10 protein-coding genes, 2 pseudogenes and 1 riboswitch are annotated in these 11,889 nt (G+C 71.2%); of the genes and pseudogenes, 5 read left to right on the forward strand and 7 right to left on the reverse strand.

Annotated elements, in window-relative coordinates:
• Positions 1-82: 82 nt before the first annotated feature.
• Positions 83-1,552, reverse strand: coding sequence for a cellulase family glycosylhydrolase (locus tag J7E88_RS27535; RefSeq protein WP_215185758.1), 1,470 nt, complete (start codon positions 1,550-1,552; stop codon positions 83-85).
• A gap of 454 nt (positions 1,553-2,006) precedes the next feature.
• Here J7E88_RS27535 and J7E88_RS27540 point away from each other — a divergent pair, with 454 nt between their 5' ends.
• Positions 2,007-2,978 carry an acetylxylan esterase gene (locus tag J7E88_RS27540; protein ID WP_215185760.1) on the forward strand — a complete coding sequence of 324 codons (972 nt, stop codon included), beginning with the start codon at positions 2,007-2,009 and terminating at the stop codon, positions 2,976-2,978.
• A 225-nt stretch (positions 2,979-3,203) separates the two neighbouring features.
• Positions 3,204-3,834 (forward strand): annotated as a pseudogene (locus J7E88_RS27545) (cupin).
• A 168-nt stretch (positions 3,835-4,002) separates the two neighbouring features.
• Here the strand turns inward: J7E88_RS27545 and J7E88_RS27550 are convergent.
• The 3 genes from J7E88_RS27550 to J7E88_RS27560 form a co-directional block, all read right to left on the reverse strand.
• Positions 4,003-4,881, reverse strand: coding sequence for a hypothetical protein (locus J7E88_RS27550; protein WP_215185763.1), 879 nt, complete (start codon positions 4,879-4,881; stop codon positions 4,003-4,005).
• A 45-nt stretch (positions 4,882-4,926) separates the two neighbouring features.
• Positions 4,927-5,418 carry a metallophosphoesterase gene (locus tag J7E88_RS27555; protein ID WP_215185765.1) on the reverse strand — a complete coding sequence of 164 codons (492 nt, stop codon included), beginning with the start codon at positions 5,416-5,418 and terminating at the stop codon, positions 4,927-4,929.
• 160 nt (positions 5,419-5,578) lie between these two features.
• Positions 5,579-6,364 (reverse strand): transglycosylase SLT domain-containing protein, encoded by a 786-nt coding sequence (locus J7E88_RS27560; protein ID WP_215185767.1) that lies wholly within the window; start codon positions 6,362-6,364, stop codon positions 5,579-5,581.
• A 4-nt stretch (positions 6,365-6,368) separates the two neighbouring features.
• Positions 6,369-6,532, reverse strand: a riboswitch (cyclic di-AMP (ydaO/yuaA leader).
• Between the two features lie 452 nt (positions 6,533-6,984).
• Here J7E88_RS27560 and J7E88_RS27565 point away from each other — a divergent pair.
• Positions 6,985-8,166: a zinc-dependent alcohol dehydrogenase gene (locus J7E88_RS27565; protein ID WP_215185769.1), complete on the forward strand. Its 1,182-nt coding sequence runs from the start codon at positions 6,985-6,987 to the stop codon at positions 8,164-8,166.
• 75 nt (positions 8,167-8,241) lie between these two features.
• Here the strand turns inward: J7E88_RS27565 and J7E88_RS27570 are convergent, their stop codons facing one another.
• Positions 8,242-9,021, reverse strand: coding sequence for an Fpg/Nei family DNA glycosylase (locus J7E88_RS27570; RefSeq protein WP_215185771.1), 780 nt, complete (start codon positions 9,019-9,021; stop codon positions 8,242-8,244).
• A gap of 244 nt (positions 9,022-9,265) precedes the next feature.
• On the reverse strand, positions 9,266-9,634 hold the full coding sequence (locus J7E88_RS27575) for a VOC family protein (protein WP_215185773.1): 369 nt from the start codon (positions 9,632-9,634) through the stop codon (positions 9,266-9,268).
• Positions 9,635-9,930: 296 nt separating this feature from the next.
• Between J7E88_RS27575 and J7E88_RS27580 the strand changes: the two are divergent.
• Positions 9,931-10,231: pseudogene (locus tag J7E88_RS27580) on the forward strand (DNA topoisomerase IB); the annotation flags it as partial.
• Between the two features lie 105 nt (positions 10,232-10,336).
• Here J7E88_RS27580 and J7E88_RS27585 read toward each other — a convergent pair.
• Complete coding sequence (locus J7E88_RS27585; protein ID WP_215185777.1) at positions 10,337-11,041, reverse strand: pyridoxamine 5'-phosphate oxidase family protein; 705 nt, start codon at positions 11,039-11,041, stop codon at positions 10,337-10,339.
• Positions 11,042-11,268: 227 nt separating this feature from the next.
• Between J7E88_RS27585 and J7E88_RS27590 the strand changes: the two genes are divergently transcribed.
• A complete protein-coding gene (locus J7E88_RS27590) occupies positions 11,269-11,874 on the forward strand; it encodes a CBS domain-containing protein (RefSeq protein WP_215185779.1) in 606 nt (201 codons plus the stop codon).
• Positions 11,875-11,889: the final 15 nt, after the last annotated feature.

The raw sequence follows: 11,889 nt of genomic DNA on the forward strand, positions 1-11,889 counted from the left end.
CTCCTGTGTGTGACCTGTTCCCTGTACGCCCCGTCCGCCCAGTGGATCACAGGGGCGGACGGGGACGCGCGAGGGGAGGGGGTCAGCCGGTCGGGAAGTTGTCCGGGGTCCTGATCCGGTCACGGATCCATACGCCGGCGGGCTTCAGCGACGCGGTGCCGGTCCAGGGACCGTTGTTGTTGCAGGTGCCGGTCTTGAACACGGCTCCGGACCGGTGGTCGTCGGAGTAGTTCCAGTTCACCCAGCTGATCTTCTTGCTCGCCATCAGATCGAGGTAGCGCTGGGACATGGCGAAGTCGTTGGCGCCTTCGCCCGCGTAGTCCTGGGTGCCGAACTCGGTGACGAAAATGGGGAGCTTGTCGGCGGCACGGGAGAGGGTGTTCAGGTACTCGTCCCGGTGCGAGGCCGCGTAGAAGTGGAAGGTGTACATGATGTTGGCGGCCCTGACCGGGTTGTTGACGACCTCGCTCTCGTCGGCGCCGTCCGACACGCCGAGGGAGGACCAGGCGCGGGTGCCGACGAGGATCGGGGTGTCCGGGTCGTTCTGCCGGATGACCGGGATCAGCTGCTCGGCGTAGCTCTTGACCGACGACCAGCTCACGCCGTTGGGTTCGTTGGCGATCTCGAACAGCAGGTTGTTCTTGCTGCGGTGGCGCTGGGCGATCTCGGTGAAGAACGTCTTGGCGCGGGCCAGGTTGTGGTTCGGGTCGCCCGGGCTGAGCATGTGCCAGTCGACGATCGCGTACATGCCACGGGCGGTGGCCTGCTCGATGATCGCGTGCACCTTGTCGGTGAAGCCGCGCGGGTCGGTCTCGTAGCCGCCCTCCTGGATGTACATGGAGATGCGCAGGACGTCGGCGTTCCAGTCGGTGGCCAGCGCGTTGAGCGAGCCGGTGGTGACGCACTGGCTGTACCACTGCAGGCCGTGGGTGCTCATGCCGCGCAGCTGGACGGGCTTTCCGTACTGGTTGCAGAGCTTGATGCCGCAGACCTTCAGCGAGCCGTTGACGGCGACGGGCGTGCCGGCGGTGGTCGGGGCGGCGTCGACGGCGAGGTGATCGACGTTGGGCCCGCCGTTGGCGGTGGTGGCGGTGGCCCTGATGGTGTTGGTACCGGCCTTGAGGTCGGCCGTGACAGTGGCCGTCGACCAGGAGGTCCAGGAGCCGGTTCCGGCGAAGGCGCGCTCGTCGGCGACGAGGGCACCGTTGACGAGGATGTCCATGGGGCGGTTGGTGGTGGTGCCGTTGGCGAAGCGCAGGGTCAGGGTGGCACGGCCCGACTGTGCGGCGTTGACCGACCACTGGACGTAACTGCCGCTCACATTCTCGTAGTTCACGAATCCGGTGCCGGTGTAGCCGGCGTGGTCGGACTCGACGAGAGCGCGCGAGACGGCCGCCTTCTCGGCCTCGTGGGTGATGGCCGCCGTGGGTGCGAGCGGCGCGCGGACGGGGGCGGCGGGCGCCGTGGGTGCGGCGGTGAGGGCGAGCGTCAGGGCGGTGCCGATCACGCCGAGGGCGGTGAGCGGGCGTTTCCAGAGCCGTGCCGGTCTCATGGGGGACTCCGTTGGCTGGGCGGATGGGCCGGGCAGAACCGATGGCATCGAAGCTTGATTGGAAGGAAACTTTCCTAACCGAGAGGAATAGCAGGGCGGCCGCCCATCGAGCAAGGGCCTGACGGAAAGTCGGGCGCCCCTGGACGGCGACCGCGCGGGTGCAGCCACCCGGACGGTCCGGCCCGCGTGCACCCGCGTCCGGGCAGCTTCGCGAGGGTCAGGACGCCGAGGAACCGTGGGCCGTCGAGCACCGCCACCCACCCGGCGCAGTGCTGGAGCATCTCGCCGAACGCCTGCTTCAGCGGCGTGCCGACCGGTCACCTGCCCCGTCGATCACATACGCGACCCCGTTCGCGCCGCGCACCGGCGGTCGCGGCATCCGTGCCGCCGTCTTGTCAGCGATGGCCTGACGTGCTGGTCTGCTGCCCCGGCTCCCGTACCGAAGGTGGTTCCCATGGCCCTGTTCGATCTCCCGCTGGAGCAGCTGCGCGAATATCGCAGCTCCTCCCCCGAGCCGGCGGACTTCGACGCGTTCTGGACGAAGACGCTGCACGAGGCCCGCGCCCACGATCTCGGCGCACGTTTCGAGCGCGTCGAGACCCCGCTGACCTCCGTGGAGATCCATGACACGACCTTCGCCGGCTTCGGCGGCCACCCCGTCAAGGGATGGCTGGTGCTGCCGGCCGGGACATCCGAACCGGTGCCGCTGATCGTGGAGTTCCTGGGTTACGGCGGCGGGCGCGGACTGCCGCACACCCATCTGCTGTGGGCGTCGGCGGGGTTCGCGCACTTCGTCATGGACACCCGCGGTCAGGGCAGCGGCTGGGCGCACGGCAGCACGGCGGATCCGGTGGGCAGCGCCCCCGCCTACCCCGGCTTCCTCACCAGGGGCATCGGCGATCCCCATGAGTTCTACTACCGGCGGGTGTTCACCGACGCCGTACGCGCCGTGGAGGCGGCGCGCACGCATCCGCTGACGGACGCGGCCAGGACGGCGGCCGTCGGCGCGAGCCAGGGCGGCGGGATCGCGCTCGCCGTGGGCGGCCTGATGCCGGACCTCGCGGCCGTCGCTCCGGACGTTCCGTTCCTGTGCGACTTCCCGCGCGCCACGACGCTCACCGACCGCGACCCCTACCGGGAGGTGGGCAACTACCTGCGCACCCACCGCGGCCGCAGCGAACAGGCGGCGCGCACGCTCGCGTACTTCGACGGGGTCCACTTCGCGGCGCGCGGCCGGACTCCCGCACTCTTCTCGGCGGCGCTGGAGGACCAGACGTGCCCGCCGTCCACGGTGTTCGCCGCCTTCAACGCCTACGCCCACGAGGAGAAGCACATCGAGGTTTACGCCTTCAACGACCACGAGGGCGGCGGCCCGTTCCAGGAGGCCGTCCAACTGGCCTGGCTCCCGGGTGTGCTGACGCGGTGACGGACGGGGCCGGGGGACGGCCGCCGTCTGACCGCTCCGGAAGCCGACCCTGTCGTGCGCGACAGAACGCGCTTGCCCCGGCGGTCCCGAGGAGCTGCCGTGCAACCGCCCGGAACGGCGGCCGCGCACGACGGCCTCCCCGGCGGGATCGGCGTGTCACGACTGCGCGTGCACGACTGGCCGGCTGCGGACGGACTGCGCGGCGAAACGCCCCATCTGCACCTGATGGGTTCGGAGGGTACGCCGTGACCGGCGGGCGGGGCGCCGTCCAGACACTGACCGCATCCGGGTTCGAGCAGACAGCGCTCGCTCCGGGCGCCCTGGTCCGGTTCTCCCCCGGCACGATCCACGGCTGGTCAGCGAGGGCGATCTGACCATCGTGGTCTGATGCAGAACTGCGGCCTGCCGGAAGCCGGCCCTACCGTGTGCGACAGAAAGCCGCGGTGCTGACCCTGCCGCCGCGGTATCCGGCCGACCCGGTCCACTGCCGGAAGGCAGTGGCTCTGCCGGCGAACGGCCCCGAGGAGGAGGTCGCCAAGGCGGCCCGGCACCGACGGGACCTGGCCGTCGAGGCTTCACGGCCCTGCGCGAGGCGGCCGGAGCAGGGTGGCGTCGCGCCGCTCGCCGCCTTTCACCGAGCGGGCGCCGCCCTCGCGCGGCTGCTCACGGAGAATTGGCACCGGCGCTGGACGCGCGGCACGGCGGCCGCCTCGGCCGCCACCGGTGACCAGCCGGCGCGCCTGGAGAAGGGTGACGCGTCGTACCTGGCGGATGCACGGGTGTGCGCAAGCACCGGTCCTTGGCGTATGGCCGGTTGGGCATGTGCGGACGGCTCGATGCCTACGAGGTGCGCTGATCGGGCACTCGGTGGCGGCGTGCGAGGGCGCCGGGGGCAGCGTGGGGTCGGCGAGGGGCACGGCCGGCGCGGGACCGACGGGCAGGGGCGTCAGGTGCAGGTGCTGGACCACCGCGTCGGTGATGATCTCGCACCCGGGCCCCGAGTGGCCGGTGCCCAATCCCCGGCCTACGGGGCGGGAGCGGCCGGCGCCCGGGGCGTGGCCTGAGCGGCAGGAGTGGCCGGGGCCGCGAGGAAGCGGTGCAGCGAGGTCTTCATGGCCGCGACGAACGCCTCCCGGGTCGTGTCCCCGACCAGGTCCAGGGACAGGAAGGGGTTGAGGTCCTCCAGCTCGACGAGCAGCAGTGCGCCGTCGCGGGTACGGCAGGCGTCGACGCGCTGAATGCCGTGGTCGACGGTGTTCCAGGCGATGAAGCGCCGGGCGAAGTCGAGGTCGTCCCCGGTGGGCTCGTACGGCTCCAGGTCCCAGCGGCGGGCGGGGTCGGGGGCGTGGAGGGCGTACTGGAAGGTGTCGTCGACGAAGTAGAAGGAGACCTCGTAGCGGAAGTCGATGCGCGGCTGGATCAGGACGTCGCCGCGGGCGAGGTCGGGGAGCAGGCCGGGGCGCGCGAAGTGCAGCCCTATGGAGTCCGCGCCGGTCTTGGGCTTGACCGCGTACTCGTCGGCGGCGGGCAGCAGCCCGAGGTCGTCGAGCCGGTCGACGGTGGGGATGACCGGATATCCGGCCCTGGTGAGGTCCAGCAGGTACTGCTTGCCGGCCATGTCCCCGCGGGCGGTCAGCGGGTTGTAGACCCGGGTGCCGCGCTGCACGGCCCGGTCACGGAAGGCGTCGTACGCGTCCTGGGAGTGCAGTACGGGACCGCTGTTGCGGACCACGACCCCATCGAAGCCGTCCATCAGCGCGGCGGCGTCCGCCGGGTGGGCGAGTGCGAGGGTGAAGTCCTGGCGCAGCCGGGAGGACAGGAAGATGTCCTCGTCGCAGTACCGCCGGCCCTTGGCCCGGTAGGCGAGGTCGGTGACGAACAGCAGGCGGGGCCTGGCAGACACGGGCGGCTCCTCGGATCGGTTGACCGCAAAACTACCCGGGTCCGTTCACAGGCGGTGCAGCAGCACCTCGGTGAGCGCACCGTCCGCCACCCGGGCGGTCATATACGTGTGGTGGGGCTGGCGCCTGCGGTCGGTCGGGGAACCGGGGTTGAGGAGCCGCAGGCCGCCGGGGGCCGTGGTGTCCCACGGGATGTGGCTGTGGCCGAAGACGAGCACATCGAGATCGGGAAAGCGGTCGGCGCACCGCTGCTCCCGTCCCCGGGCCGGGCCGGTCTCGTGCACGACACCGAACCGGAGGCCGCCGAACTCCGCCCGGGCCACTTCCGGCAGCCGGGCGCGCAGTTCGGCGCCGTCGTTGTTGCCGTACACGGCGAGGAGGCGGGCGGAACGGGCCTCGAGCAGGTCGAGGGTCGCGGCGTCGACCCAGTCGCCGGCATGGACGACCACGTCGGCCTCCTCGACGCGGGCCATCACCTCGTCGGGCAGCCGGCGGGCGCGGCTGGGCACATGGGTGTCGGAGATCAGCAGCAGGCGCATGCCCCTACCTTCCGCCTTCCGGCACCGGGCCGGCACATGACCGCGCCGGGTGCCGCGCTGACGTGATGTCGGCGTGGCACCCGGCGTCGATTCCCTCTGCGACGTCCGCAATCCGCGTTGCCTGCGATGCCTGCAATCGAACCGTGAATACGGCGTCCGGTCAGTACGGACCGTTCACGTTGTCGATCGATCCGTACCTGGCGGCGGCGTAGTTGCACGCGGCGGTGATGTTCGCGACCGGGTCGAAGCTGTCCATTGATGTGCCGGGCACGTGGTAGGCCCGGAACGTGGGGTCGATCACCTGGAGAAGGCCCTTGGAGGGCGTTCCGTTCACCGCGTTGATGTCCCAGTTGTTGATCGCCAGCGGATTTCCGGAGGACTCGCGCATGATGTTCCGGTGGATGCCCTCATAGGTGCCGGGAATTCCGCGCTTGGCCATGATGTCGAGCGATTCCTTGATCCAGCCGTCGAGATCGTTGGAATACGTCTTGGACTTGGCGGGCTTCGCGGCCGGGGCCTTCTTCGGCACCGGGGCGGTGCGGGCCGCGGAGCGGTCGGCGCGGGCGGTGTCGGTGGCGCGGTCCGCCGGCTTGGCCTTGGCGCCGATGGTGAGCTTCAGACCGGGGCGGATCAGCGACGGGTCAGCGCCGATGTTCCGGCGGTTGTCGTTGTAGAGCTTCTTCCAGCCGCCGCTGAGGGAGTGTTCCTCGGCGATCTTCGCCAGCGAGTCGCCCGCGACGACCGTGTACGCCGTGGGGGCCTTCTTCGCCGCGGCGGGTGCCGTGACGACGGCCTTCGCGGTCGCGGACTGGGCCGGCTGCGCGGCGCCGGCGGTGGTCGCGCCGATCACCGGCAGGGCGAACGCTGCGCCGCCCATGCCCGCGGCGACGAGGCCGCGGGTGAGCCGACTGGACTGGGGACGGCGGTGCTTACCCTTTGCAGGCATGACGCATTCCTCTCCGTCGCCTGCGGGGTGAGCTGTCGGGTTCGGGCTGGAGATGCCCGGTCGCATGGTCGGTGCGACTTCACCCCGAGCCGTTCCGGATTTCCGGATCGGCGACTTACCTGGGTCCCCCGCCCCTGCCGAACGAGTGCGTGTGGTCGGATTCCGGATGGCGGCAGGACTCGGCGGTCCATCCGGATTGCGGTGACCGTAAGGGAGAGCGACCCGAAGGAACAAGCCATGAATTCACAACCGCAATGAAGAGGCGAAAAAACAGTACGTAAATGACCTTCCTCATTCCCCGTCGAGAACTCAACTTGCGTTCTCCGTAAGGAAGCTGTGCAGACCGCCGCCGACCTCGCGGCCACGCCACGTGACCGACATCACGAAACCGAGAACAAAGAGCAAAGAGCCACACGAGTCACCCCTAAACGGACATTAAGGCAATAAAAAGGGAGGCGCCCCCACGGAAAATTCCGACACTTCACCGTTCGGGAATAGTCCGATTTCTTCCGTATGTAATGACCTAGACCGCTTCGGGTACTCGCTCGTGGTGTTCGGGTGCGCGGCCGCGCCCGTACGGCGGCCGCCGGCCGCCCACCGACATCACGCGGGAGGACACGATGCGCGCGCTGACATGGCAGGGCCGGAGGGACGTCCGGATCCAGACGGTCCCCGATCCCCGCATCAAGGAGCCGACGGATGTCATCGTCCGGGTGACCTCGACCGGCATCTGCGGTTCCGATCTGCACCTGTACGAAATCCTCGGCCCCTATCTGGACCCGGGCGACATCCTCGGCCACGAGCCCATGGGCATCGTCGAGGAGGCCGGCCCCGAGGTGAGGAGCCTCTCGGCCGGTGACCGCGTCGTCGTCCCGTTCAACGTCTCGTGCGGTGAGTGCTTCATGTGCGCCCAGGGACTCCACTCGCAGTGCGAGACGACCCAGGTGCGCGACCGCGGCACGGGCGCGTCGCTGTTCGGCTACACAAAGCTGTACGGGCAGGTGCCCGGTGGGCAGGCCGAGTACCTGCGGGTGCCCTTCGGCGACAAGCTGCCCGTCAAGGTGCCCGAAGGCCCGCCGGACGAGCGCTTCGTCTACCTGTCGGACGTGCTGCCGACGGCGTGGCAGGCCGTGGAGTACGCCGGCGTCCCGCCCGGCGGGTCACTGACCGTCCTCGGCCTCGGGCCGATCGGCGACATGGCGTGCCGTGTGGCGCTCCACCGCGGTGCCGGACTCGTCATCGGCGTCGACCTCGTCCCCGAGCGCCTCGACCGGGCCGCGGAACGGGGCGTGAAGGCACTCGACCTGCGCGAGCACGACGACGTCGCCGACGCGGTCCGCGAGCTCACCGACGGCCGGGGCTCGGACGCGGTGATCGATGCCGTGGGCATGGAGGCCCACGGCGCGCCGGTCGCCAAGGCGGGCCAGTGGGCGACCGGCCTGCTGCCCGGACGGATGGCCCGCCGGGTCATGGAGCACGTCGGGGTGGACCGGCTGGAGGCGTTCTACACGGCCATCGACGCGGTGCGGCGCGGTGGCACGATCTCGCTGGCCGGCGTCTACGGCGGCATGGCGGATCCCGTGCCGATGCTCACCCTCTTCGACAAGCAGATCCAGCTCCGTATGGGCCAGGCCAATGTCCACCGCTGGGTGGACGACATCCTTCCTGTGCTGACGGACGCTGATCCGCTCGGTGTCGAGGGCTTCGCGACCCACACCATGCGGCTGGAGAAGGGGCCCGAGGCGTACGCGATGTTCCAGGCGAAGGCCGACGGCATGGTCAAGACCCTCCTGAAGCCGTAGCCGACCCCGCTCTGTGCCGTGCCGTGCCGCACTCTGCACCGGGCTGATCAGCCCTGGCAGACGGGGCGCCGCCGCTCAGTCCTGGCAGGCGGGGCACCACACCGAGCGGCGGCCGCCGGTGCGGTCCGAGCGCAGTGGCCCGCCGCAGCGCGGGCACAGCGGGTCGGGGTCGTCCCGGCGTCCGGTGAGCCAGGTCCGCCGCGGCGGTACGCGCGCGGTCGGCACGGCCGACCGCAGGACCCGGCCCATCGCGGCGTGGATCCGGCGCAGCTCGGCCTCGTCCAGGTCGCGCGCGGGCCTGGAGGGCGCAACCCGGGCGCGCCAGAGGATCTCGTCACTGAGGAGGTTGCCCAGGCCGGCGAGCACCGACTGGTCCATGAGCACGTTCTTGACGGCGCCCCGCCGGCCGGCGACGCGCTCCAGGAAGGACACCTGGGGCAGACCGAGCGCGTCGGGGCCGAGATCGCCCAGGATGTGGCCGACGGCCTCGTCACTCCCGGCCAGATGGACGCCCTGGAGCTTGCGCTGATCGCGGTAGCGCAGCCGGTGGTCGTCGTCGAGGACGAGCACGAGCCGGTCGTGCTCCGCGACGGGGTCGTCGGACGAAGCGCACATGAGCAACCCCGTCATCCCGAAGTGCCACACGACGGTGGGCCCGTCGGTGGGCGCCACGAGCCACTTGCCGTGCCGCCGGGGCTCACCGAGCCGCCGCCCCACCAGTTCCCTGCGCAGCCGCCGCACGGTCACTCCGCGCAGAACGCCGGCGTCGCGGACGTCGACCGCCGTGATCCGCCGGCCGGTGCCGCAGGAACGCAGCACCTCTCGGAACCCTTCGACGTCCGGCAGCTCGGGCATGTCCTCCTCCGTCGGCGTCCGTCGCCCGTCCCGGGCCGCGCCGCGGCACGCGGTGCGGACCCCGGCCGGGTACCCCGTGTCCGCGGGTGAACCCACGTGGCCGGCCCGCCGGCGGGAAGCGCGTCGGCGGGTGACCGGAGCCTGCCTGGACGAACAGGGCCCCAGCCGGTGAACACGTTCGGGGTGCTGAGGCTACCGAGCCCCTCCCCGCCTGATCGCGCGACTGCGAGACGTCTTGTCGGCGTCAGCTTCTGGTCAGGCAGAAGGGATGCCCGGCCGGGTCGGTGAAGACCCGCCACCCGTCCCCGCCCGGTTGGTGCTCCGGCTTGGTTGCCCCCAACTCCAGTAGCAGGGCCTCGGCCTCGTCGAGGTCATCCACCTCGAAGTCGAGGTGAACTTGTTGCGGCACTTTTTGGCCGGGCCAGCGCGGGGCCTGGTAGTCATCGACCCGCTGGAAGCCGATGGAGAGCCCGTTTTCGCGGATGAGGCCGGCGAAGTCACCGTTGGATCTGGGGTGCAGCTCAAGTCCGGTGGCTTGCCGATAGAACGCGGCCAGAGCCTCGGGATCGGCGCAGTCGAGTGTTATCGCCGTTGGCTTCATCCGCGGGGGCATGGCAACTCCGTGACAGCCATCATGCTGTGGGTCCGAACTCGCGTAGGCGTCACACCGTAGTGATCAGCTCCACATTTCGCGACCTGATTCACGTCAACTCCGAGCCGCAGCGCAGAGTTGACAGCCCTCACGGCCACTCGCGGGGCGCCGGAGTACGGGTTCGGCAAAGTCTGCATCCGGTGCTCGCAGGTGAACCGGCGCCTCGGCGGTGGACCTGGTCCCGTCCGGTGAACCAGCGCCCTCCTCGGGTGAATCCGGCTCCGTGGGCAGCCGCGTACCGGAACGGCCCCGGAGGACGGAGCTGGCCTGCCACGGTCCTCGCTGCCGTCGCACTGGCCGTGTCCGCTCCGGTCGTCGGTACGTCGGAGGCCGCCCCGGCGGCGCGCCGCCTCCCGTGCGGTGCGGGAGGCGGCCGACCACCTCGGCAACACACCGGCCGCGTGCCGTGCCTCGTACATCAACCCGCGGTTGTTCGAGCTCTTCGACGAGGGCGTCATGATCGCGCCGATGCTCGGGGACCTGGGCCGGGACGGCCGGCCCGGGGTGCTCGCCACCCAGCAGCCGGTGGAAGCGGCGGTGCTGCGGCTGCTCGCGTAACGACCCCACGCGCGCGGCCCGGGGCAGCGGAAGTCCCACGGTGCGGCCGGTGCCGCAGCTCCGGTCAGCGGAAGTCCCACGGTGCGGCCGGTGCCGCAGCTCCGGTCAGCGGAAGTCCCATGGTGCGGGCGCCCCGCGCACCAGGATGCGGCGGCCGGTGACCCGTTCCGGCGCCAGGGCGATCCACAGGTCCCGTTCACCCCCGGCCCACGGCGCGCTGTAGGCCTGGTGCTCCAGCTCGCGTACGGCGTCCTCGTCCGTGACCGACCGGGCCCGGCCGACGATCAGCACGCTCCAGCCACGGCTGAACGCCTCGTCGATGTGGTCCACCTCGAAGGCGATCTCCTGACCCGCCGCCTGAGCGGGCACGGCTTCGGGGGAGGTCCTGAACGCCACCTCCCCCTCGGCGACGAGGTAGTTGACCGGCAGGATGGCGGGCCCCTCGCGGCCCGCGACGGCGATGCGGCCGACCCCGTGTGTGCCGAGCAGCGCCCAGCACTCGTCCTCGGCCAGCTCCACCAGCTCGGGGCGGTGCGCGGCGCGGCCCGAGCCGGGTGGCGCGTCCGGGCCGCCGCCCGTGAGCGCGGTGACGGTGGTCTCCAGGGCGTCGGCCAGCCGCAGCAGGAACCCCATGCCCGGGGTCGCGGTCTGCTCCTCCAGATACTCGATGTACCCCGGCGCGGATCCGGCCCGCAGCGCGACGTCCTCGCGGGACAGGCCGAGCTGCTGTCGGCGGGCGGCGACCCGGCGGCCGATGTCGCCCCTCGACACCCTCGGAGCCGGGGCTCCCGTCTGCGGTTTCTCGGGCATGGTGGGCACCTTCCCAGCTCGCGCTCCGGTACGGCTCGGGCCTGGCGCCCACGGTAGTCAGGGGAGCCGGGGGGCGCACGGCGGCGTGACCGCGCTGCGGCATGACCGCGCTGCGCCCCGCCGCGACCGGCGCCCGCCGCGACCGGTGGCCCGTGCTCGGAAATACTGGTGGTGGACGGCCTGGACGCAGGTGGAGGTGGAGCCATGATGCCGAGGACCGGTGCGCGATGAGACACCGCTTCGTCGCCGACCTGATGACGCCCGAGGCGGTCTTCGTCCAGCGCGGCACCACGTTCAAGGAGATCGCGCGGCTGCTCGACGAGTTCGGCATCACGGCCGTGCCCGTGATCGACGACGACGGGCGGCCCGTCGGCGTCGTGTCCGAGGCCGATCTGCTGCGCCGGCACACCAGCGGTACCGGCTCCGACACGGCCGAGGGGCTGATGAGCAGCCCCGCCGTGGTGGCGCAGCCCGAGTGGAGCGCGGTGCAGGCGGCCCGGGTGATGGAGGACCGGCACATCAAGCGGCTTCCGGTGGTGGACGGCTCCGGACGGCTGATCGGCGTGGTGAGCCGCAGCGACCTTCTCCAGCTGTTCCTGCGCCGGGACCGGGCCATCAAGGAGGAGATCGTGGAGGACGTCCTCGCCGGCACGCTGGGCGTGTCACCGGCGGCCGTCACGGTCGAGGTCGAAGAAGGCCGGGTGACGCTCAGCGGGACCCTTGAGCGCAAGAGCCTGGTGCGGGTGGTCGTACGCCTGTGCCAGAGCGTCGACGGCGTCGTGGACGTGGTCGACCGTCTCTTCTACGAGAACGACGACGCGTTCCGCACCTGAGCCGGCTGCCCCGCG

The sequence above is a fragment of the Streptomyces sp. ISL-10 genome, assembly GCF_018614575.1.
Classification (GTDB): Bacteria; Actinomycetota; Actinomycetes; order Streptomycetales; family Streptomycetaceae; genus Streptomyces.

Excerpts from the sequence above, each read along its gene's own strand:
- J7E88_RS27535 (WP_215185758.1), bottom strand. The coding sequence starts at position 1,552 with ATGAGACCGGCACGGCTCTGGAAACGCCCGCTCACCGCCCTCGGCGTG.
- J7E88_RS27540 (WP_215185760.1), top strand. The coding sequence starts at position 2,007 with ATGGCCCTGTTCGATCTCCCGCTGGAGCAGCTGCGCGAATATCGCAGC.
- J7E88_RS27555 (WP_215185765.1), bottom strand. The coding sequence starts at position 5,418 with ATGCGCCTGCTGCTGATCTCCGACACCCATGTGCCCAGCCGCGCCCGC.
- J7E88_RS27560 (WP_215185767.1), bottom strand. The coding sequence starts at position 6,364 with ATGCCTGCAAAGGGTAAGCACCGCCGTCCCCAGTCCAGTCGGCTCACC.
- J7E88_RS27565 (WP_215185769.1), top strand. The coding sequence starts at position 6,985 with ATGCGCGCGCTGACATGGCAGGGCCGGAGGGACGTCCGGATCCAGACG.
- J7E88_RS27570 (WP_215185771.1), bottom strand. The coding sequence starts at position 9,021 with ATGCCCGAGCTGCCGGACGTCGAAGGGTTCCGAGAGGTGCTGCGTTCC.
- J7E88_RS27575 (WP_215185773.1), bottom strand. The coding sequence starts at position 9,634 with ATGCCCCCGCGGATGAAGCCAACGGCGATAACACTCGACTGCGCCGAT.
- J7E88_RS27585 (WP_215185777.1), bottom strand. The coding sequence starts at position 11,041 with ATGCCCGAGAAACCGCAGACGGGAGCCCCGGCTCCGAGGGTGTCGAGG.
- J7E88_RS27590 (WP_215185779.1), top strand. The coding sequence starts at position 11,269 with ATGAGACACCGCTTCGTCGCCGACCTGATGACGCCCGAGGCGGTCTTC.